Origin of the sequence: Streptomyces sp. NEAU-YJ-81, from assembly GCF_017592595.1 — a bacterium.
GTDB lineage: Bacteria > Actinomycetota > Actinomycetes > Streptomycetales > Streptomycetaceae > Streptomyces > Streptomyces hygroscopicus_B.
The window spans coordinates 1-24,145 of record NZ_JAGFNO010000038.1; the positions used below are offsets into that span (position 1 = coordinate 1).

Annotated in this window: 2 protein-coding genes; both read right to left on the reverse strand. The window is 73.3% G+C overall.

Features of this window, described 5'->3' with window-relative positions:
* Positions 1-8,412 (reverse strand): type I polyketide synthase (locus J5X86_RS43915; RefSeq protein WP_208522220.1); only part of this gene is annotated, 8,412 nt, incomplete at its 3' end.
* 51 nt (positions 8,413-8,463) lie between these two features.
* Entirely contained in the window at positions 8,464-24,060 is a 15,597-nt protein-coding gene (locus J5X86_RS43920) for a type I polyketide synthase (RefSeq protein WP_208522221.1), read from the reverse strand.
* Positions 24,061-24,145 lie beyond the last annotated feature (85 nt).

Sequence of the window (24,145 nt, forward strand, 5' to 3'; positions counted from 1 at the left end):
ACCGGAGCCATCCGGCGCACCCACCGAAAGCTGAAGCTGAACGCCTCCCACCTCGGGAAGCACCAGCGGCGCCTCCAGCGTCAACTCCTCGACCTGGTCACAACCGACCTGGTCACCCGCGCGAACCGCCAGCTCCACAAAAGCCGTACCCGGCAGCAACACCGAACCCATCACGGCGTGGTCGAGCAGCCACGGATGCGTGTCGAGTCCCAGTCGGCCCGTGAGCAGCAGCCCCTCACCACCGGCCAGCGGCACGGCGGCCCCGACCAGCGGATGGTCGACGGTCGCCAGCCCCAGCCCGGCCGTACCGCCCAGGGCAGCGGCCGGGAGCTCGGGCCAGTAGCGCGCGTACTGGAAGGCGTACGTGGGCAGCTCGACCCGAGCCGCGCCGGTACCGCCGAAGACGGCGTCCCAGTCGACCGCCACACCACGGACATGGGCCCGGGCGACGGCGGTGGTCAGCGTCTTGGCCTCGGGACGGTCCTTGCGCAGCACGGCCGCGAACGCGGCGTCCTCGCCGGTCACACACTGCTGGGCCATGGCGGTGAGCACACCGTCCGGACCCAGCTCGACGAACGTGGAGACGCCCTGCGCCTCAAGGGTTCGCACACCGTCGAGGAAGCGGACGGCTTCGCGGACGTGGCGCACCCAGAAGTCGGCCGTCGTGATCTCCTCGGCGGAGACGACGGAACCGGTGAGGTTGGAGACGATCGGGATGCGCGGGGCCTCGTACGTCAGCCCCTCGGCCACCTCGCGGAACGCCTCCAGCATCCCGTCCATACGCGGCGAGTGGAACGCATGGCTGACCGTGAGCCGCTTGGTCTTCCGACCCTGCGCCTCGAACGACGCGGCAATCTCCAGCGCCACGTCCTCGTCACCCGCGATGACCACGGAGGTCGGCCCGTTGAGCGCTGCGAGGCTGACCCGCTCAGTCAGCAGCGGCAACACCTCCTCCTCCGACGCCTGCACCGCGACCATCGCGCCACCCGCCGGAAGCTCCTGCATCAACCGCCCACGAGCCGCCACCAACTGCGCCGCATCCGCCAGCGACAACACACCCGCCACATGCGCGGCAGCCAGCTCACCAATCGAGTGACCCGACAGGAAGTCCGCACGCAGACCCCACGCCTCGACCAGCCGGAACAACGCCACCTCAACCGCGAACAGCGCAGGCTGAGTGAACCCCGTCTGATCCAGCGCCTCAGCATCGTCCCCGAACAGGACGCCCTTCAAAGACCGTTCAAGATGCTGGTCCAGCTCATCGCAGACCGCGTCCAGCGCCTCCGCGAACACCGGATAGGCGTCATACAGCTCACGCCCCATCCCCAGCCGCTGACTCCCCTGCCCCGTGAACAGGAACGCCACCTTGCCACCGGCCACCGAACCCTGAACGAGCGCCGCAGCGCGACGTCCCTCGGCCAGCGCCCGCAGAGCCTTCAGCAGCCCATCCCGGTCCTCGGCCACCACCACCGCACGGTGGTCGAACGCCGATCGGCCGGTCGCCAGCGAGTAGCCCAGGTCGACCGCGTCCAGCTCGGGCCGGTCCGTCGCATGGGCGACCAGCCGCTCGGCCTGGTCCCGCAGCGCAGCCGCATCCCGCCCCGACAGCACCCACGGCACCACGGCGGGCGGGACAGCGGAAGCCGACGGAGCCTCCGCCGCCTCCACCTCCGGCGCCTGCTCGATGATGGTGTGCACATTGGTGCCGCTGATGCCGAACGACGACACGCCCGCGCGGCGCGGACGGCCGGTCTCCGGCCACTCCACCTGATCCGTCAGCAACGCGACCGCGCCCGCCGACCAGTCCACATGCGGCGACGCCTCGTCGGCGTGCAGGGTCTTCGGAAGCACCCCGTGCCGCATGGCGAGGATCATCTTCATCACACCCGCGACACCGGCGGCGGCCTGGGTGTGGCCCATGTTCGACTTGATGGAGCCGAGCAGCAACGGCCGCTCCGCGTCCCGTTCCTGGCCGTACGTGGCGAGCAGCGCCTGCGCCTCGATCGGGTCGCCCAGCGTCGTGCCCGTACCGTGTGCCTCGACCGCGTCCACATCGCCGACCGACAGCCCGGCGGCGGCCAGCGCCTGCCGGATGACGCGCTGCTGGGACGGGCCGTTCGGCGCCGTCAGACCATTGGACGCACCATCCTGGTTCACCGCGCTGCCGCGCACCACGGCCAGCACCGGGTGACCGTTCTTGCGCGCGTCCGACAGCCGCTCGACCAGCAGCATGCCCGCGCCCTCGGCCCAGCCCGTGCCGTCCGCGTCCGCCGAGAACGCCTTGCAGCGGCCGTCGGCGGACAGGCCGCCCTGGCGGCTGAAGCCGACGAACGTGCCGGGAGTCGCCATCACCGTGACACCACCGGCCAGCGCCATCGTGCACTCACCCGAGCGCAGCGCCTGGATCGCCCAGTGCAGCGCCACCAGCGACGACGAACACGCCGTGTCGACGGTGACGGCCGGGCCCTCCAGGCCGAGGGCGTAGGCGACGCGGCCGGAGGCGATGGAGCCAGTGCTGCCGGAGCCGATCGCGCCCTCGCCGCCGCCGTCCGGGGCCTGCTCCACCAGCGTGGCGTAGTCGTGGTACATCACGCCCGCGAAGACACCGGTACGGCTGCCGCGCAGCGTGGCCGGGTCGATGCCCGCGCGCTCGAACGCCTCCCACGACGTCTCCAGCAGCAACCGCTGCTGCGGGTCCGTCGCCAGCGCCTCGCGCGGCGAGATCCCGAAGAAGGTGGGGTCGAAGTCGGCGGCGTCGTGGAGGAAACCGCCCTCGCGGGTGTACGAGGTGCCGGGGTGCTCCGGGTCCGGGTGGTAGAGCGCGTCCAGGTCCCAGCCACGGTCGACGGGGAAGCCGGAGATCGCGTCCTGGCCGGCGGACAGCAGCCGCCACAGGTCCTCGGGGGTGCGCACCCCGCCCGGGAAGCGGCAGCTCATGCCGACGATGGCGATCGGCTCGTCGTCGATGGCGCCCACGGCCTGGACGGGCAGGCCCGACCGGGCGCCGGTGCCCGCCAGTTCGTCCCTGAGGTGTTCGGCCAGGACGAGGGAGGTCGGATAGTCGAAGACCAGGGTGGCGGGGAGCCGCATCCCGGTGACCGCGTTCAGGCGGTTGCGCAGTTCGACGGCGGTCAGCGAGTCGAAGCCCAGGTCGCGGAAGGCGCGGTCGGGGTCGACGGAGTCGGCGGTGCCATAGCCCAGGACGGCGGCGACCTGGGTACGGACCAGCTCCAGCAGCGTCTCCAGCCGCTCGGTCTCGTTCAGACGGGCCAGCCGCTGTGCCAGGGCGCCCGTTCCGGCGGAGCCCTCCGCCGTACGCCGCGCCGGGACGCGCACCAGCCCGGACATCAGCGGGGCCACCACACCGGTGGACGCCGCCTCGGCCCGTGCCGCCGCCAGGTCCAGCCGCACCGGGACGAGCAGGGCCTCGCCCGCCCGTCCGGCCGCGTCGAACAGTTCCTTGCCCTCGTCGGTGGCGAGCGCGGCGACACCGCCCCGGCTCATCCGGGACACATCGGCCTGGTCCAGCTCACCGGCCATACCACCGGATTCGGCGGCCCACAGGCCCCAGGCCAGGGACGTTCCGGGCAGGCCGAGCGCCGTACGGTGCTGGGCGAGCGCGTCCAGATAGGCGTTGCCGGCGGCGTAGTTGCCCTGCCCCGCGGCACCGAAGACACCGGCGGCGGACGAGAAGAGAACGAACGCGGACAGGTCGAGGTCGCGGGTCAGCTCGTGCAGGTTCCAGGCGGCGTCCACCTTCGGACGCAGCACCCGCTCCAGCCGCTCCGGCGTCAGCGAACCGATCACACCGTCATCCAGCACACCGGCCGTATGCACCACGGCCGTCAGCGGATGCCCGGCCGGAATGGCCGCCAGCGCCTCGGCCAGCGCGCCATGGTCGGCGACATCACACGCCGCCCATCGCACCTCGGCGCCCAACTCGGCCAATTCCGTGCTGAGTTCGGCCGTGCCCGGAGCCTCGCCACCACGACGGCTTACCAGCAGCAGGCGCCGTACGCCACGCTCCGCCACCAGGTGGCGGGCGAACAGAGCGCCCAGCGTGCCGCTCGCACCGGTGACCAGCACCGTGCCGTCGGCGTCGAACTCCGGCGCGTCCTCCCCGGAGCCCGAGCTCGCGGCGGCGGCGCGCGCCAGGCGCGGCGCCCGCAGCACCCCGTCCCGTACGGCCACCTGCGGTTCACCCGACGCCAGCGCGTCCGGCACCGCCCTCAGCGAATCGGCCGCGCCATCGACGTCGACCAGGACGAACCGGCCGGGGTTCTCCGACTCGGCGGAGCGCACCAGGCCCCAGACGGCGGCATGGGTCAGATCGGCCACCGGCTCGTCCGCACCGGCGGCCACGGCACCGGAGGTCAGCAGGACCAGGCGCGAGTTCGTGAAGCGGTCGTCATTCAGCCACTGTTGCAGCAGGCTCAGCGCCTGGGCGGTGGCGCGGTGCACCGCGTCGGCGGGTGAGGAGCTTTCTCCTATCCCGCCCCTTCCCGCAACCTGGGGCTCCGCCCCAGGACCCCGGTCCTCAATCGCCGGACGGGCTTGAAGGGCGACCACCACGTCATCCGGCAGCGCCGCGCCGGACTCGACCGCCGTGGCCAGCGCGTCCAGGTCGGCGTAGGTGTCGAACCGCTGCCCGGTCGACGCCAGGTCGAGCGCGTCGGATCCCAGCAGGGCCCAGCGTCCCGCCGGGCCCTGGGCGGATACCTCGGCCCAGTCGAGCCGGAACAGCGACTCCTGACGGCCGCCCCGTGCGCCCTGGATCTGCTCGACGGACACCGGCCGCAGCACCAGCGAGTCCACCGACAGGACGGCACGCCCGGCGCCATCGGCCACCGCCAGCGACACCGCGTCCGCACCGGCCGCCGACAACCGCACCCGCAGCACCGAAGCACCCACCGCGTGCAACGACACACCAGCCCACGCAAACGGCAGCCGCGCCCCGTCCGCACCCTCGATCAGACCACCAAGACCCACCGCATGCAGCGCCGAGTCCAGCAGCGCCGGATGCAGACCGAACAGCCCCGCCTCGGACCGCGCGTCCTCCGGCAGCTCCAGCTCGGCGTAGACCTCGTCACCGACCCGCCAGGCGGACGTCAGCCCCTGGAACACCGGGCCGTACGTCAGCCCCGCCTCGGCCAGACCCTCGTACAGACCCTCGACGGGCAGCGCCGACGCCCCCGCCGGAGGCCACGCCGCCAGGTCGAACGACGCCGCGGGCGCGCCCGAACCCAGCACACCCGACGCATGCCGCACCCACGGCTCGTCGACCGCCGCGTCCTCGTGCCGCGAGTACACCGTCAGCGCGCGCCGCCCCGAACCGTCGGGCGCGCCCACCGAAAGCTGGAGCTGGACACCGCCCACCTCGGGAAGCACCAGCGGCGCCTCCAGCGTCAGCTCCTCCAGCAGATCGCAGCCGACCTGGTCACCGGCGCGGATCGCCAGCTCCACGAAGGCCGTGCCGGGCAGCAGCACCGAGCCCGCCACCGCGTGATCGGCCAGCCACGGATGGGTGTCCAGGGCGAGACGGCCGGTGTAGAGGAAGCCGTCGGAGTCGGCGAGCGCCACCGCGGCACCCAGCAGCGGGTGGTCGGCCGCGCCGAGCCCGGCGGACACCATGTCGCCCGCCCAGTAGCCGGTGTCGAGCCAGTAGGTGTCGCGCTGGAAGGGGTAGAGCGGAAGGTCCGTACGGGCCGTGTCCGTCCCGGCGAACACGGCGGTCCAGTCCGGGGAGACACCGTGGACATGGGCTCCGGCGACGGCGGTGGCCAGGCTCTGGAGCTCCGGGCGGCCGGAGCGCAGTGCGGACACAAGGGTGGCGTCGTCGCGGGTCAGGCAGTCCTGGGCCATGGCGGTGAGCACACCGTCCGGGCCCAGTTCGACGAACTTCGTGACGTTGCGCTCCTCCAGCGTCCGTACGCCGTCGAGGAAGCGGACGGCCTCGCGGACGTGGCGCACCCAGAAGTCGGGGGTCGTGATCTCCTCGGCAGACACCACGCCACCGGTCAGATTCGACACGATCGGGATCTTCGGAGCCTCATACGACAGCCCCTGCGCCACCTGCCGGAACGCCTCCAGCATCCCGTCCATACGCGGCGAGTGGAACGCATGGCTGACCGTGAGGCGCTTGGTCTTACGACCCTGCGCCTCGAACGACGACGCGATCTCCACCGCCGCGTCCTCGTCACCCGCGATGACCACCGACGTCGGGCCGTTCAGCGCGGCGATCGAGACCCGCTCGTTGAGCAGCGGCAGCACCTCGTCCTCCGACGCCTGCACCGCGATCATCGCGCCACCCGCCGGAAGCTCCTGCATCAAACGCCCACGCGCCGCCACCAACTTCGACGCATCCGCCAGCGACAGCACACCCGCCACATGCGCGGCGGCCAACTCACCGATCGAATGCCCGGAGAGGAAGTCGGGCCGCAGCCCCCACGCCCCCACCAGCCGGAACAGCGCCACCTCGACCGCGAACAACGCGGGCTGAGTGAAGCCCGTCCGATCCAACGCCTCAGCATCGGCCCCGAACAGCACGTCCTTCAAAGGCCGCTCAAGATGCTGGTCCAGCTCCGCGCACACCGCGTCCAGAGCCTCGGCGAACACCGGATAGGCGTCGTACAGCTCACGCCCCATCCCCAGCCGCTGGCTCCCCTGCCCCGTGAACAGGAACGCCACCTTGCCGCCGGTGACCCTCCCCTCGACCAGCCCGGTCGCGGGCTCCTCGCGGGAGAGTGCGTCGAGGGCCCGTATCAGGCCCTCGCGGTCGTCGGCGACGATGGCCGCCCGGTGGTCGAAGGCCGCCCGGCCGATGGCCAGCGAGAAGCCGACGTCGGTGAGGCGCAGTTCGGGGTGGGCCTCGAGGTGGGCGCGCAGGTTCGCGGCCTGGGCGCGCAGCGCGGGGCGGCTCTTGGCCGCCACGGTCCACAGCGGCAGCGCGGCGGCGGCGCGGGCCTCGGCGGGGGCGCCGTCATCGGCCGTCTTCGCGGTCTGCGGCTCCTCGGCGTCCGGCTCGGGCGCCTGCTCCAGGATGGTGTGCGCGTTGGTGCCGCTGATGCCGAACGAGGACACCGCGGCCCGGCGCGGCTGGTCGGTGTCGGGCCAGGCGCGCCCCTCGGTGAGCAGCGAGACGGCGCCGGCCGACCAGTCGACGTTGGGGGTGGGCTGGTCGACGTGCAGGGTCCGCGGAAGCGTCCCGTGGCGCATCGCCATGACCATCTTGATGATGCCCGCGACACCCGCGGCGGCCTGCGTGTGCCCGATGTTGGACTTGATGGAGCCCAGCCACAGCGGCTGGTCCTCGGTGTGGTTGCGCCCGTACGTGGCGAGCAGGGCCTGTGCCTCGATCGGGTCGCCGAGCGTGGTGCCCGTGCCATGCGCCTCGACCACGTCGATCTGCCCGGCGGAGAGCCGGGCGGAGGCCAGGGCCTGGCGGATGACGCGCTGCTGCGAGGGGCCGTTCGGCGCGGTCAGGCCGCTGCTGGCGCCATCCTGGTTGATGGCGCTGCCGCGGACGAGGGCGAGCACCTGGTGGCCGTTGGCGCGGGCGTCGGAGAGCCGCTCCAGCAGCAGCATTCCGGCGCCTTCGCCCCAGCCGGTGCCGTCCGCGGCGGCCGCGAAGGACTTGCAGCGGCCGTCGGCGGCGAGTCCGCGCTGGCGGCTGAACTCGGTGAAGGTGCCGGGGGTGGACATGACCGTGACACCGCCGGCCAGGGCCAGCGAGCACTCCCGGCGGCGCAGCGCCTGCGCGGCGAAGTGCAGGGCGACCAGGGAGGAGGAGCAGGCCGTGTCGATGGTGACGGCCGGCCCCTCCAGGCCGAAGGTGTAGGCGACGCGGCCGGAGGCGATGGAGCCGGAGCTGCCGTTGCCGAGGAAGCCCTCGACGTCCTCGGGCGCGGAGAACAGCCGGGAGGCGTAGTCGTGGTACATCACGCCCGCGAACACACCGGTCTGGCTGCCCTGGAGCGAGGTCGGGTCGATGCCCGCGCGCTCGAACGCCTCCCAGGAGGTCTCCAGCAGCAGCCGCTGCTGCGGGTCCATGGCGAGCGCCTCGCGCGGCGAGATGCCGAAGAACGCGGGGTCGAAGTCGGCCGCGTCGTGCAGGAAGCCGCCCTCGTGGACGTACGGCTCCTGGCCGCTGTCCGGGTCCGGCTCGAAGAGGACGTCGGTGGCCCAGCCGCGGTTGGTGGGGTACGGCGTGGCCGCGTCACCGCCGCGGGCGACGAGCTCCCACAGCTCCTCGGGGGTGCTGACCCCGCCGGGGTAGCGGCAGCTCATCGCGACGATGGCGATCGGCTCCTGCTCACGCTCCTCGACCTCGCGCAGCCGCCGCCGCGCCTCGCGCAGGTCGGTGGTGGCCCGCTTGAGGTAGTCGAGGTACTTCTCTTCGTTCGCCGTCGCCATTACGCCGTCCCCGCGGTGCTGAGATGAGTCGATGAGCTCTTGTGGAGCTGGTCAGGAGAGCCCGAGCTCGTCGTCGAGGAGATCGAAGATCTCGTCTGCCGTAGCGGACTGGATTTCACGGTCTTCTGCGGTGCTGTCCGTAGCACTTTGCGTTTCATTCCACTTCGACAGGAGGTCGCGCAGGCGGGTGGTGATGCCGGGGCGCTCGATGTCGTCCGGGGCGATCGTGGCGAGGATCGCCTCGAGCTTGTCGAGTTCCGCGTGTACGGGCGGGTGTCCGGCCGCGCCGTCCAAGCCCAGTTCCTCGCGCAGATACCCGGCGAGCGCGGTGGGCGTCGGGTAGTCGAAGATCAGCGTGACCGGCAGGCGCAGCCCGGCGGCGGCGCCCAGTCGGTTGCGCAGATCCACGGCGGTGAGCGAGTCGAAGCCGAGGTCGAGGAAGCCGCGGCCGGCGTCCACGTCGTCCGGGGTGGCGTAGCCGAGGACGGCCGCCACATGGCTCCGGACGACCTCCAGCAGCTCCCGGTCGCGTTCGGTCTCCGAGAGCCCGGAGAGCCGTTCGGCGAGCGAGCCCGCGCCCGAGTCGGCCAGGGCCCCGGCACCGGTGGCGCCGGTGTCGGCGGAGCGCCGTACGGGGGTGCGGACCAGGCCGCGCAGCAGCGGCGGCAGCAGCCCTGCGGCGGCCTGGCCGCGCAGCGCGCCCGTGTCGATGCGGATCGGGACGAGCACGGCCTCAGGCAGGGTGCCCGACAGGTCGAACAGGGCCAGGCCCTCGTCCTGCGGGAGCGCCGCGAAGCCACCGCGCGAGATGCGGGTCACATCGGAGGCGTCGAGGCTTCCGGCCATGCCGTCGGCCGCCGCCCACAGGCCCCAGGCGAGCGAGCTCGCGGGCAGGCCCTGGGCGTGGCGGTGCTGGGCGAGTGCGTCCAGGAAGGTGTTGGCCGCGGCGTAGTTTCCCTGTCCCGAGCTGCCGAAGGCACCGGCGGCCGAGGAGAAGAGCACGAACGCGGCCAGGTCCAGCTCGCGGGTCAGCTCGTGGAGGTTCCACGCCGCGTCCACCTTGGGGCGCAGCACGGTGTCGATCCGCTCACCGGTCAGCGAGCTGATCACACCGTCGTCCAGGACGCCCGCGGTGTGCACCACGGCGGTCAGCGGATGCGCTGCCGGGATCGCCGAGAGGGTGGCGGCCAGGGCGTCCCGGTCGGCGGTGTCACAGGCCGCCCAGGTGGCCTCGGCGCCCATCTCGCCCAGTTCGGCGGCGAGTTCGGCCGCGCCCGGTGCCTCGCCACCACGGCGGCTCACCAGCAGCAGACGCCGCACCCCGCGCTCCGCCACCAGGTGGCGGGCGAAGAGTCCGCCGAGCGCGCCGGTGGCGCCGCTCAGCAGCACGGTGCCGTCCGGGTCGCCCAGTGTGGCGGGCTCGGGGGTGTCCGGCCGGGCCGGGACCCGGGCGAGCCGGTAGGCGTGGCCGGTGCCGGAGCGCAGGGCGACCTGCGGTTCGTCGGTGGCGAGCACCGACGGCAGGGCCCGCTGGGAGGCGTCGGTGCCGTCGAGGTCGACCAGGACGAAGCGGCCCGGGTTCTCCGACTGCGCGGACTTGACCAGGCCCCAGGCGGTGGTGTGGGCCAGGTCGGCGATGTCCTCGCCGGGGGCCGCCGCGACCGCGCCACGGGTGACGAGGACGAGGCGGGTGTCGGCGAACCGCTGGTCGTTCAGCCAGTTCTGGACCAGGTCCAGGGTGTTCCGGGCGACGGCCCTCGCGGTGTCGGGCAGGGACGCCGCGCCGCCGGTGGCGGTGAGGGGTGCCACGACCACGTCGGGGGCGGACGCGCCGCCGTCGAGAGCGGTGGCGAGTGCCGCGAGGTCCGCGTAGTCGTCCAGCCGCTCGCCCGCGACGGTGAAGCCGGTGGCCGTGGAGCCGGTGGCGGCGCCGAGGGTCACCCAGCGCTCGCCGAGCGGAATGTCGGTGGCGGATGCGGACAGGGCCGCCCACTCGGGCCGGAACAGCGACTCGTGGTGTGCGGCGCGCGAGGCGTCGAGCTGCTCGGTCGAGAGCGGGCGCACCACCAGGCCGTCGATGGTGGCGACGGCGGCGCCGGTGCCGTCGGCGAGGTGCAGCGACACCCCGTCGGCGCCGGGCCGCAGCCGTACGCGCAGCGATGCGGCGCCCCCGGCGTACAGCCGTACGCCGGTCCAGGCGAACGGCAGCCGCGCCCCTTCGTTCTCCTCGCCCTCCGGGTCGAGGCCGAGCGTGTGCAGGGCGGCGTCCAGCAGCGCCGGATGCACCCCGTACGCGGCGGCCTCGGGCTCGAAGCCCTGGGGCAGCCGGATCTCGGCGAACAGCTCGTCGCCGCGCCGCCAGGCGGTGTGCAGCCCCTGGAAGACCGGGCCGTAGCCGAGTCCGGCGGCGGCCGCGCCCTCGTAGAACTCCTCGGTGGCGAGGGCCGTCGCGTCGGCCGGGGGCCATACGCCCAGGTCCACCTGCTCGGCCTCGCTCGCCTGCTCGCCCGGGGCGAGGAAGCCGGAGGCGTGGCGGATCCACGGCTCGTCGGCGGGGACGTCCTCCCGGCGGGAGTGCAGGGTCAGCGAACGACGCCCGGTCTCATCGGCCGCCGCGAGCTCCAGCCGCAGTTGGACGGCGCCCTGTTCGGGCAGGACCAGCGGCGCCTGGAGGGTCAGCTCCTCGACCGTGTCACAGCCCGCCTCGTGGCCGGCCCGCAGCGCGAGTTCGACGAAGGCGGTGCCGGGCAGCAGCACGGTGTCCATGACGGCGTGGTCGGCCAGCCACGGGTGGGTCAGCAGCGACAGCCGCCCGGTGAACACGAAGCCACCGGTGTCGGGGAGTTCCACCGCCGCGCCCAGCAGCGGATGGTCGGCCGTGCCGAGGCCCGCGGAGATCACGTCCTCGACGGAGATGCCCACGTCGAGCCAGTAGCGCTGGCGCTGGAAGGCGTAGGTGGGCAGCTCCACGCGGCGGGCGCCGCGCCCGGCGTAGACCGCCGCCCAGTCCGGGGCCGCGCCGCGGACATGGGCGTGGGCGAGGGCGGTGGCGAGCGCCTGGGCCTCGGGGCGGCCACCGCGCAGGGTGGGAACGAACACCGCGTCGGTGCCGGCCTCCCCTTCGGTCCCGGTCTCCGTCTCGGCGAGGCAGTCCTCGCCCATCGCGGAGAGCACCCCGTCCGGGCCGAGCTCCACGAAGGTGGTCACACCCTGGTCGCGCAGGGTGCGGACCCCGTCGGCGAAGCGGACGGACTCCCGGACATGGCGCACCCAGAACTCCGGCAGGCGGATCTCATCGGCGGAGACCACGGTGCCGGTGAGGCAGGACACCAGCGGGATCTTCGGGGCGTTGTAGGTCAGGCACGCGGCCAGCTTGCGGAAGTCCGCGAGCATCGGGTCCATATGCGGCGAGTGGAAGGCATGGCTGACCGTGAGCCGCTTGGTCTTGCGACCCCGCGCTTCGAAGTCCGCCGCGAGCTGCGTCGCCGCGTCCTCGTCACCCGCGATGACCACGGAGTTCGGGCCATTGAGGGCGGCGATGCTCACGCGGTCGGTGAGCAGCGGCGCCACCTCGTCCTCGGACGCCTGGAGCGCGATCATCGCGCCACCGGCGGGCAGCTCCTGCATGAGGCGGCCACGGGCCGCGACCAGCACGGAGGCGTCGGCGAGCGAGAACACACCCGCCACATGCGCGGCGGCCAGCTCACCGATGGAGTGGCCGGACACGTAGTCCGCCTTCAGGCCCCACGCCTCGACCAGCCGGAACAGCGCCACCTCGATGGCGAACAGCGCGGGCTGGGTGAACCCGGTCTGGTCCAGCGCCTCGGCGTCGTCGCCGAACAGCACATCCCGCAGCGGCCGCTCCAGATGCCCGTCCAGATGCGCGCACACCTCGTCCAGCGCCTGCGCGAAGCGCGGGAACGTCCGGTACAGCTCACGGCCCATGCCGAGCCGCTGGCTGCCCTGGCCGGTGAACAGGAACGCCACCTTGCCCTCGGTGGCGACACCGCGCAGCGCCTGCGCCGGGTGGTCACCGCGCGCCAGCGCGTCGAGCGCGCCCAGCGCGTCGTCGTGGCCTTCGGAGACCAGGGCGACGCGGTGTTCGAGCGCGGCGCGGGTCGTCGCGAGCGAGAAGCCCAGGTCGGTGAGGGCGGCCCGGGGTTCGGCGGCGATCCGCGACCGCAGCCGCCGCGCCTGCGCCCGCACACCGTCCTCGGTGCGGGCCGACAGCAGCACGGGCACATACGGCAGGGCCTCGGGCTCCGCCGCGGGCTCGCTCGGCTCGGGGGCGGGCGGCTGCTCGATGATGGCGTGGGCGTTGGTGCCGCTGATGCCGAACGAGGACACCGCGGCCCGGCGCGGGCGGCCGGTCTCCGGCCACTCCAGCTGCTCGGTGAGCAGGGACACCGCGCCCGCCGACCAGTCCACGTGCGGCGACGGCTCGTCCACGTGCAGGGTGCGCGGCAGCACACCGTGCCGCATCGACAGCACCATCTTGATGATTCCGGCGACACCGGAGGCCGCCTGGGTGTGGCCCAGGTTGGACTTGACGGAGCCCAGCCACAGTGGCCGCTCCGCGTCCCGGTCCTGGCCGTAAGTGGCCAGCAGCGCCTGCGCCTCGATCGGGTCACCCAGGGTCGTGCCCGTGCCGTGCGCCTCGACCACGTCCACCTCACCGGTGGTCAGGCGGGCGTTGGCCAGCGCCTGGCGGATGACGCGCTGCTGGGACGGGCCGTTGGGCGCGGTCAGACCGTTGGACGCGCCGTCCTGGTTGACGGCGCTGCCGCGCACGATCGCCAGCACCTCATGGCCGTTGCGGCGGGCGTCCGACAGCCGCTCCAGCAGCAGCATGCCCGCGCCCTCGCCCCAGCCGGTGCCGTCGGCGGCGGCCGCGAAGGACTTGCAGCGGCCGTCCCTGGCCAGTCCGCGCTGGCGGCTGAAGTCGATGAACGTACCCGGGGTGAACATCACCGTGACACCGCCGGCCAGCGCCAGCGAGCATTCGCCCTGCCGCAGCGCCTGCGCCGCAAGGTGCAGCGCGACCAGCGACGACGAGCAGGCCGTGTCGACCGTGACGGCCGGGCCCTCAAGACCGAAGGTGTACGCCACCCGGCCGGACACCACACTGCTGGAGCTGCCGGTGCCGAGATAGCCCTCGACCTCGTTCGGGACGGCGTGCAGCCGGGACCCGTAGTCGTGGTACATGACGCCCGCGAACACACCGGTCCTGCTGCCGCGCACCGACAGCGGGTCGATACCGGCGCGCTCGAACGCCTCCCAGGACGTCTCCAGCAGCAGCCGCTGCTGCGGGTCCATGGCGAGCGCCTCGCGCGGCGAGATCCCGAAGAACGCCGGGTCGAACTCGGCGGCGTCGTGCAGGAATCCGCCCTCGCGGGCGTAGGAGGTGCCCTGGGTCTCCGGGTCCGGGTCGTAGAGCGCCTCGAGGTCCCAACCGCGGTTGTCGGGGAAGCGGGAGATGCCGTCCTCGCCCGCGGCGAGCAACTGCCACAGCTCCTCGGGGGTGGTGACCCCACCGGGGTAGCGGCAGCTCATCGCCACGATGGCGATCGGCTCGTCGTCGGTGGCGGCCACGACCGGCACCGGGGTGTGCACCGCCGGGGTCCGCGTGCCGACGAGCTCGGTGCGCAGATGGCGGGCCAGGACCTGCGGGTCCGGGTAGTCGAAGATGAGCGTGGCGGGCAGCCGCAGCCCGGTGACCGTGTTGAGCTGGTTGCGCAGCTCGACGGCGGTCAGGGAGTCGAAGCCCAGCTCCTTGAACGCCCGCCCGGAACCGATGGTCTCCGCACCCGCGTAGCCGAGCACGGTGGCCACCTGGCCGCGGACCAGGTCCAGCAGCAGTCGCTCCTGCTCGGGCTCGGACAGCCCGGCGAGCCGTCCGGCAAGACCGGTCTCGCCACCCGCCGCGACCGCGTCCACCGCGCGCCGCGCCGGGATCCGCACCAGACCGCGGAACAGGGGCGAGACCGCGCCACTGGCGGCCAGGGTGCGCAGGGCCGCGATGTCCACCCGCATCGGCACCAGCGACGCCTCGCGGACGGTCAGCGCGGTGTCGAGCAGTGCGAGGCCCTCCGCCACCGGCAGCGGCGGCAGTCCGGCGCGCCGCATCCGGGCGATGTCGGCCTCGTCCAGGGTGCTGCCCATACCGGCCCCGGCCCACAGGCCCCACGCCAGCGCGGTGGCGGGCAGGCCCTGGGCGGCGCGGTGCTGGGCGAGGGCGTCCAGGAAGACGTTGGAGGCGGCGTAGTTGCCCTGGCCCGGGCCGCCGAACACGCCGGAGGAGGACGAGAACAGCACGAAGGCCGTCAGGTCCAGGTCGCGGGTCAGCTCGTGCAGGTTCCACGCCGCGTCCACCTTCGGACGCATGACGTGGTCGACGCGCTCGGGGGTGAGGGAGCCGATCACACCGTCGTCCAGCACACCGGCGGTGTGTACGACGGCGGTCAGCGGATGCTCGGCGGGGACGTCGGCGAGGGCCGCGGCGAGCGCGTCCCGGTCCGCCACATCACACGCCGCCCAGCGCACGCTCGCGCCCAACTCGGCCAGCTCGGCGCCGAGTTCAGCAGCACCAGGAGCCTGGTCGCCACGACGGCTCACCAGCAGGAGCTGCCGTACACCACGCTCCGCCACCAGATGCCGGGCCACCAGACCACCCAGCGAACCGGACGCACCGGTCACCAGCACCGTGCCCTCGGGGTCGAGGCCCCGGGCGTCGTCCCGCTCCGGCTCCACGGCCACCCGCGCCAGCCGCGGCACGGACACCGCGCCCGCGCGGATCGCCACCTGCGGCTCGTCCGAGGCCAGGGCGGCGGGCAGCGCACGCAGCGACTCGTCCCGGCCATCGGTGTCCACCAGTACGAACCGGCCCGGGTTCTCCGACTGCGCCGAGCGCAGCAGACCCCACACGGCCGCACCGGCCAGATCCGCCATCGGCTCGTCGGCCTCGACGGCCACCGCGCCACGGGTCACCACGACCAGCGGGGCGTCCCCGAACCGCTCCTCGTCCAGCCACCGCTGGACGGCGTCGAGCGCCACGGCGGCGGCGCGGTGCGCCGCACGGGCCACCCGCTCACCGGTCTCGGCGGACGGCGACACGACGACGTACTCGGGCGCGGGCGCCGTGCCCGCGGCGACCGCATCGGCCAGCGTCGCGAGGTCCCCGTACGCCGTGGCCCCGAGCCCGAGCGGATCGGCGCCCAGCACCGCCCACCGGCCGTCGGCCGGCACCTCCGCCCCGGCCGCGTCGGCGAGCCCGGACGGCGTCGTCCACTCCAGGTGGAACAGCGACTCGTGGTAGGACGTGCGCGCGCTCTGCAACTGCTCGGCCGAGACGGGGCGCAGCCCGAGCGTCTCGACGGCCGCGACCGGCGCACCGCTGGTGTCGGCGATCTCCAGCCGGACGCCCTCGGCGCCCGCGGGGGCCAGCCGCACCCGCAGCGCCGAGGCGCCGCTCGCGTACAGCGACACACCGGTCCAGGCGAACGGCAGCCGCCCTTCCCCGCCCGTGTTGCCCAGACCGGCCAGGCCGATGGCGTGCAGGGCGGCGTCCAGCAGCGCCGGGTGCAGCCCGAACGCGGCGGCCTCCTCGGCCGTGTCCTCGTCCAGCGCCACCTCGGCGAACACCTCGCCGCCGCGCTGCCACGCCCTGCGCAGCCCCTGGAACGCGGGGCCGTAGGCGAAACCGATGTCCAGCAGTCCCTCGTAGCGGCCGTCCAGCTCCACCTCGGCCGCGTCCGCCGGAGGCCATGCACTCAGCTCGAACGACGCCTCCGGACGGCCGCCGGACGCCAGGACACCGGCGGCGTGCCGGGTCCACGGCTCCTCGGCGGGCAGGCTCTCCAGCCGGGAGTGCAGCGACAGCGGACGGCGGCCCGTCTCGTCGGCCGCGCCGACCGACAGCCGTAGCTGGACACCGCCCTGCGCGGGCAGGACCAGCGGCGCTTCGAGGGTCAGCTCTTCGAGGTAGTCGCAGCCGACCTGGTCACCGGCGCGGATCGCCAGCTCCACGAACGCGGTGCCGGGCAGCAGCACGGTGTCCAGGATGGTGTGGCCCGCGAGCCACGGATGGGTGGAGAGCGCCAGCCGCCCGGTGAACAACATCCCATCCGCGTCCGGCAGTTCGGCGCTGGCGCCGAGCAGCGGATGCTCGGCCTCGCCCAGCCCGACCGCGGCCACATCGCCGAGGAACAGCGAGGAGACCTTCGGCCAGTAGCGCTGCCGCTGGAAGGCATAGGTGGGCAGCTCGACCTGCGCGGCGCCCGTTCGGGCGTAGTACGCCGCCCAGTCCACCGCAACCCCACGCACATGCGCCCGCGCGACGGCCGACAGCAACGCCTCGGCCTCGGGACGGTCCTTGCGCAGCACGGCGGCGAAGGCGGCGTCCTCGCCGGTCACACAGTCCTGGGCCATGGCGGTGAGGACACCGTCGGGGCCCAGCTCGACGTAGGTGGTGACGCCCTGGGCCTCCAACGCGCGGACGCCGTCGAGGAAGCGGACCGCCTCGCGCACGTGGCGCACCCAGAAGTCGGGGGTCGCGATCTCCTCGGCAGAGACGACAGTCCCGGTCAGGTTGGAAACGATCGGGATGCGCGGGGCCTCGTAGGTCAGCCCCTCCGCGACCGCGCGGAACGCGTCCAACATGCCGTCCATGCGCGGCGAGTGGAAGGCGTGGCTGACCGTGAGCCGCTTGGTTTTGCGACCCTGCGCCTCGAAGCCCGCCGCAATGGCGACAGCCTCGTCCTCATCGCCTGCGATGACGACCGAAGTGGGCCCGTTGAGCGCGGCGATGCTGACCCGCTCAGTCAGCAGCGGCAGCACCTCGTCCTCCGACGCCTGCACGGCGACCATCGCGCCACCGGCCGGAAGCTCCTGCATCAGACGGCCACGAGCCGCCACCAACTTCGCCGCATCCGCGAGCGAGAGGACACCCGCCACATGCGCGGCGGCCAGCTCACCTATCGAATGCCCGGAGAGGAGGTCCGCCTTCAGACCCCATGCCTCGACCAGGCGGAACAGCGCCACCTCGACCGCGAACAGCGCGGGCTGGGTGAAACCGGTCTGGTCCAGCGCCTCGGCGTCGTCGCCGAACAGCACCTCCCGCAGCGGCCGTTCCAGATGCGTGTCCAGGTGGGCGCACACCTCGTCCAGCGCGTCCGCGAACACCGGGAAGGTGTCGTACAGCTCACGGCCCATGCCGAGCCGCTGGCTGCCCTGCCCGGTGAAGAGGAACGCCACCTTGCCACCGGCCACCGCGTCCTGAACGAGCCCGGCCGCCGTACGCCCCTCGGCGAGCGCCTCCAGGCCGGACAGCAGCCCGTCCCGGTCCTCGGCGACCAGCGCCGCGCGCTCCTCGAAGGCGGTACGGCGCATGGCGAGGGTGAACGCCACGTCGGTGAGGTCCAGTTCGGGGCGCTCGTCGAAGTGGGCGCGCAGCCGTACGGCCTGGTCGCGCAGGCCCTCGGGCGACTTGGCGGAGAGCACCCAGGCAGCCGGGACGCCGGACCGGGGCGCGGCGGCGGGCGCCGTGTCCTCGGTCTCGTCCGCGTACGCGGGAGCCTGCTCGATGATGGTGTGCGCGTTGGTGCCGCTGATGCCGAACGAGGACACCGCCGCCCGGCGCGGACGGCCGGTCTCCGGCCACTCCCGCGCCTCGGTCAGCAGCGACACCGCGCCCGTCGACCAGTCCACGTGCGGGGTGGGCTCATCGACGTTGAGGGTCTGCGGCAGCATGCCGTGCTCGATGGCCAGCACCATCTTCATCACACCGGCGACACCGGCCGCGGCCTGCGTATGGCCGAAGTTGGACTTGATGGAGCCGAGCCACAACGGCTGCCCCTCCGCCCGGTCCTGGCCGTAGGTGGCGAGCAGCGCCTGCGCCTCGATCGGGTCGCCCAGCTTGGTGCCCGTGCCGTGGGCCTCGACCGCGTCCACCTCGGACGCCGAAAGACCCGCACCCGCCAGCGCCTGCCGGATCACCCGCTGCTGCGAGGGACCATTCGGCGCCGTCAGACCATTGCTCGCACCGTCCTGGTTGATCGCGCTGCCACGCACGACCGCCAGCACCGGGTGGCCGTTCTTCCGGGCGTCGGACAGCCGCTCCACGAGCAGCATGCCGACGCCCTCGCCCCAGCCGGTGCCATCCGCACCGGCCGCGAACGCCTTGATCCGACCGTCCTCCGCCAGCCCACGCTGACGGCTGAAGTCCACGAACGAACCCGGCGTCGACATCACCGTCACACCACCGGCCAGCGCCAACGAGCACTCACCCGCACGCAACGCCTGAATCGCCCAGTGCAACGCCACCAACGACGACGAACACGCCGTGTCCACCGTCACCGCCGGACCCTCGAGCCCCAGCGCATACGACACCCGACCCGACATCACACTGGCCGCGTTACCCGTCCCCATGAAGCCTTCCGAGCCATCGGGGGCGGACAGGATGACGGGCAGATAGTCCTGGCCGTTGGTACCGGCGAACACGCCGACCTGCTGACCGCGCAGCGTGGTCGGGTCGATCCCGGCGCGCTCGAACGCCTCCCAGGAGGTCTCCAGCAGCAGGCGCTGCTGCGGGTCCATGGCCAGGGCCTCGCGCGGCGAGATGCCGAAGAAGACGGGGTCGAACTCGGCGGCGTCGGCGAGGAATCCGCCCTCGCGGACGTAGCTGGTGTGCTCGCCCGTGCCCTCCGGGTCGTACAGCGTCTCCAGGTCCCAGCCGCGGTCGGCGGGGAAGTCGACCACCGCGTCCTGTCCGGACGCCAGCAACCGCCACAGCTCCTCGGGCGAGCGCACACCACCCGGGAAGCGGCAGCTCATGCCGACGATCGCGATCGGGTCGTCGTCCAGGGCCACGCCCACCGACGACGCACCCGTCACCGCCGGGCGGGAGCCGATGAGTTCGGCCTGCAGATGATCGGCGAGGGCGATCGGGGTGGGGTAGTCGAAGATGATGGTGGCGGGCAGCTTCAGCCCGGTGAGGGTGGACAGCAGGTTGCGGATCTCGACGGCGGTCAGCGAGTCGAAGCCGAGGTCGCGGAAGGCGCGGCTGGGCTCCACCGAGTCCGGTCCGGGGTGGCCGAGGACGACGGCCACCTGGGTGCGGACGAAGTCCAGGGCGATCTGGTCGCGTTCCTCATCGGTCCCGGCGTCGGTCAGCCGCTGCGCCAGCGAGGTGGGCTGGCCGGGGATGGCGGGGCCGCCGGTGGCGGTGCGCGCCGCCTCGATCGCGCGGCGCGCCTCGGAGAGCTCGGTGAGCAGCGGGTTCGGGCGGTGGCCGGAGAGGCCGGGCGCGAAGCGGTCCCATTCGATGTCGACGACGAGGGAGAACGTCTCGTCGAGGTCGAGCGCGGCGCCCAGGGCGGCGGTCGCCGGTTCGGGGGCGAGGGCGGGCAGCCCGGACTGCCGGAGCCGCTCGGCCACCAGCTCGTCGGTGGCCATGCCGCTGTCGGCCCAGGCGCCCCAGGCCATCGAGGTGGCGGGCAGGCCCTCGGCGCGGCGCTGTTCGGCGAGCGCGTCGAGGTAGGCGTTGGCGGCCACGTAGTTGGCCTGGCCCGCGGCGCCGAAGGTGGCGGCCATGGAGGAGAAGAGCACGAAGGCGGACAGGTCGAGTCCGAGGGTGAGTTCGTGCAGATGGCGGGCGGCGTCGGCCTTGGCGCGCAGCACATCGGCCATCCGCCGCGGGGTCTGGGCGTCGAGGACACCGTCGTCCAGTACTCCGGCGGCGTGCACGACCGTGGTCAGCGGAAGGTCCGCGGGGACGGTCGCCAGCAGCTCGGCGAGGGCGTCGCGGTCGGCGACGTCGCAGGCGGCGATGGTCACCTGGGCGCCGAGGGCGGCGAGTTCGTCGCGCAGCTCGGCGGCGCCGGGGGCGTCGGGGCCGCGGCGGCTGGTGAGCAGGATGTGCTGGGCGCCGTGGGCCACGAGCCAGCGGCCGACGTGGCCGCCGAGGGCTCCGGTGCCGCCGGTGATCAGCGCGGTGCCGTGGGTGCTCCAGCCGTCGCCGGTGGTCTCGTGGTGCGGTGCGCGGGCGAGCCGGCGGACGTGGATGCCCTGCGGGCGGATCGCGAGGTGGTCCTCGCCGCTGATGCCCTCGGGTCCGGCGAGGATGTCGGCGAGCCGCCCGAGGGCGCGGTCGTCGGCGGTCCCGGGCAGGTCGATGAGGCCGCCCCAGCGCTCGGGGTGTTCGAGGGCGGCGGTGCGGCCCAGGCCCCAGATCTGGGCCTGGTCGGGGCTGGTGAGCCGGTCGGAGCGGCCGACGGAGACCGCGCCACGGGTGGCGGCCCACAGCGGGGCGTCGACCTCGGCGTCACCGAGGGCCTGGACGAGGGTGAGGGTCCCCGCGAGTCCGGCGGTGAGGGAGGGGTGCCGGTCGTGCGGGCGCTCGTCCAGGCCGAGCAGGGAGAGCACACCGTCGGGGTGCGGGGCCCCGCTGGTCTCCCGCGCCGGGTCCGGGGTCAGGGCCGTGCGGATCCGCTCGGCGAGGGCGGCGCGGTCGGCGGTCGTGCCATCGACCGCGATCTCGTGGACCGTGACGCCGCGTTCGGCCAGCAGCCGCAGCGACTCGGCCACCCAGGGGTCCTCCGCGCGCGCCTCGGGGGTGATCACGAGCCAGGTGCCGGTGAGCGGCTTGTCCTGGGTCTGCGGCAGCGGTGTCCAGGTGATGCGGTAGCGCCAGCCGTCGACGGTGGTGTCGACGTGGCTTCGCCGGCGCCACGCGGACAGGACGGGCAGCACCTCGCTGAGGGGCTGGTCGCCGTCGAGGCCGAGGGTGTCGACCAGGGCGGCCAGGTCCTCGCTGTGCACGACCTCCCAGAACCGGGCGTCGGCCACGGCCGGGGCGGCGGCTTCGGCTTCGGCGGGGTCGGGGCCGTACGAGAAGGGGTTGGCCGGCCAGTAGCGCTGCCGTTGGAAGGCGTAGGTGGGCAGCTCGACGCGGCGGGCGCCGGTGCCCGCGTAGTACGTGGCCCAGTCCACGGGCACGCCGCGGACCTGGGCCTGGGCGAGCGCGTGGCCGAGGGTGCGGGCCTCGGGGCGGCCGGAGCGCAGGGCGGGCAGGAACGCGAACGTGCGGTTCTTGCCGCCGGTCACGCACTCCTGGGCCATGGCGGAGAGCACCCCGTCGGGGCCCAGTTCGACGAAGGTGGTCACGCCGTGGTCCTCGAGGCGGCGGACGCCATCGAGGAAGCGGACGGCCTCGCGGACGTGGCGGACCCAGAAGTCGGGCGTGGTGATCTCGTCGGCGCTCACCAGGGTGCCGGTGAGGTTGGAGACGATCGGGATCTTCGGAGCCTCGTAGGTCAGCCGCTCGGCGACCTGACGGAAGTTCTCCAGCATCCCGTCCATGTGCGGGGAGTGGAAGGCGTGGCTGACCGTGAGCCGCTTGGTCTTACGGCCCTGCGCCTCGAACGACGCGGCGATCTCAAGCGCCGCGTCCTCGTCACCCGCGATGACGACCGAGGTGGGCCCGTTGAGCGCGGCAATGGAGACCCGCTCGGTGAGCAGCGGCGTCACCTCGTCCTCCGACGCCTGCACCGCGATCATCGCGCCACCGGCGGGGAGTTGCTGCATGAGCTGGCTGCGCGCGGCCACCAGGGCGGAGGCGTGGGTGAGCGACAGCACCCCGGCGACATGGGCGGCGGTGAGCTCGCCGATGGAGTGACCGGCGAGGAAGTCGGGGCGCAGCCCCCAGGATTCGACGAGGCGGAAGAGGGCCACCTCGACGGCGAACAGCGCGGGCTGGGTGAATCCGGTCCGGTCGAGCGTGGCGGCGTCGTCGCCGAACAGCACGTCCTTCAGCGGCCGGTCGAGGAACCGGTCGAGCTGGGCGCAGACCGCGTCCAGCGCCTCGGCGAACACCGGGTAGGTCTCGTACAGCTCACGGCCCATGCCGAGGCGCTGGCTGCCCTGGCCGGTGAAGAGGAACGCGACCTTGCCCTCGGCGGCCAGCCCCTCGGCCAGCTCGGGGTGGTGGCGGCCTTCGGCGAGCGCGTCGAGGCCCGCGAGCAGCTCGTCGTGATCGGCCGCGAGGACCACGGCGCGGCGGTCGAGGGCGGCACGGGTGACGGCCTGGGAGTAGCCGAGGTCGGCGAGGCGGTGGCCGGGGCGGGCGGTCAGATGGGTGCGCAGCCGGAGGGCCTGGGCCCGCAGCGCCTGCTCGTCCTTGCCGGAGAGCACGACCGGGACCAGGGGCGGTTCGGCCCGCTCCGGCTCCGGCTCGCCGCTCTCGGCGGGGGCGGCGAGGGCCGGGGGCTCCTCGAGGATGGTGTGCACATTGGTGCCGCTCATGCCGAACGACGAGATGCCCGCGCGGCGCGGGGTCGCGCCCTCGGGGTCCTGGGGCCATTCGGTGGTGGCGGTGAGCAGTTCGACGTCCCCGGCCGTCCAGTCGACGTGCGGGGTGGGCTCGGTGAGGTGGAGGGTCTTGGGCAGCACACCGTGCCGCATCGCCATGACCATCTTGATGACGCCGCCGACACCGGCGCCCGCCTGGGCGTGGCCGATGTTGGACTTGATGGAGCCGATGAGCAGCGGTTTGCCCTCGGGCCGGTCCTGGCCGTAGGTGGCGAGCAGCGCCTGGGCCTCGATGGGGTCGCCGAGGGCGGTGCCGGTGCCGTGGGCCTCGACGGCGTCGACCTGGTCGGGGCTGAGGCGGGCGTTGGCCAGTGCCTGGAGGATGACGCGCTGCTGCGAGGGGCCGTTGGGCGAGGTGAGGCCGTTGCTGGCACCGTCCTGGTTGACGGCGGAGCCGCGGACCACGGCGAGGACCGGGTGGCCCTTGCGCTGGGCGTCCGACAGCCGCTCGACGAGCAGCATGCCGACGCCCTCGCCCAGGCAGAAGCCGTCGGCCTCCGGGGCGAAGGGCTTGGAGCGGCCGTCGAGGGCCAGTCCGCGCATCTTGCTGTAGTCGACGAAGACGCCGGGCGCGCACATGAGGGTCGCGCCGCCGGCGAGCGCGAGCGAGCATTCGCCGTTGCGCAGGGCCTGGACGGCGAGGTGGAGCGCCACCAGCGAGGAGGAGCAGGCGGTGTCGACGGTGACGGCCGGGCCCTCGAAACCGAAGGTGTAGGAAAGGCGGCCGGAGGCGACGCTCGCGGCGTTACCGGTGCCGAAATAGCCCTCGAAGTTCTCGTTGGAACTGAGGATCGCGCCCAGGTAATCGTGATTGCTGGTGCCGACGAAGACGCCGATCTGCCGGCCGCGCACCGCGACCGGGTCGATTCCGGCCCGCTCGAACGCCTCCCAGGACGTCTCCAGCAGCATCCGCTGCTGCGGGTCCATGCCGAGCGCTTCTCGCGGGCTGATGCCGAACAGCGACGGGTCGAAATCGGCTATGCCGTCGACGAATCCGCCCTCGTGCACATAGCTGGTGCCGGGGTGGTCCGGGTCCGGGTGGTACATCGTGTCGACATTCCACCCGCGGTCCAGCGGGAACTCGCTGACCGCGTCGACGCCCTCGCTGACGATGCGCCACAGGTCCTCGGGCGACTGAACGCCCCCGGGATAACGGCAGCCGATCCCCACGATCGCGATGGGGTCGTGGTTCTTCGCCTCGGCCTCTTGCAGGCGGAGGCGAGTCTGGTGCAGATCCGCCGTTACCAGCTTGAGGTAGTCCCGCAGCGTCTCTTCATTCGCCATTTACGCAATCCAATTACGGCAGACGGCATCGGAAATGCTCCACAGATCCTCAACAGGGGAGCCGGTAACCAACAACCAAATCAGT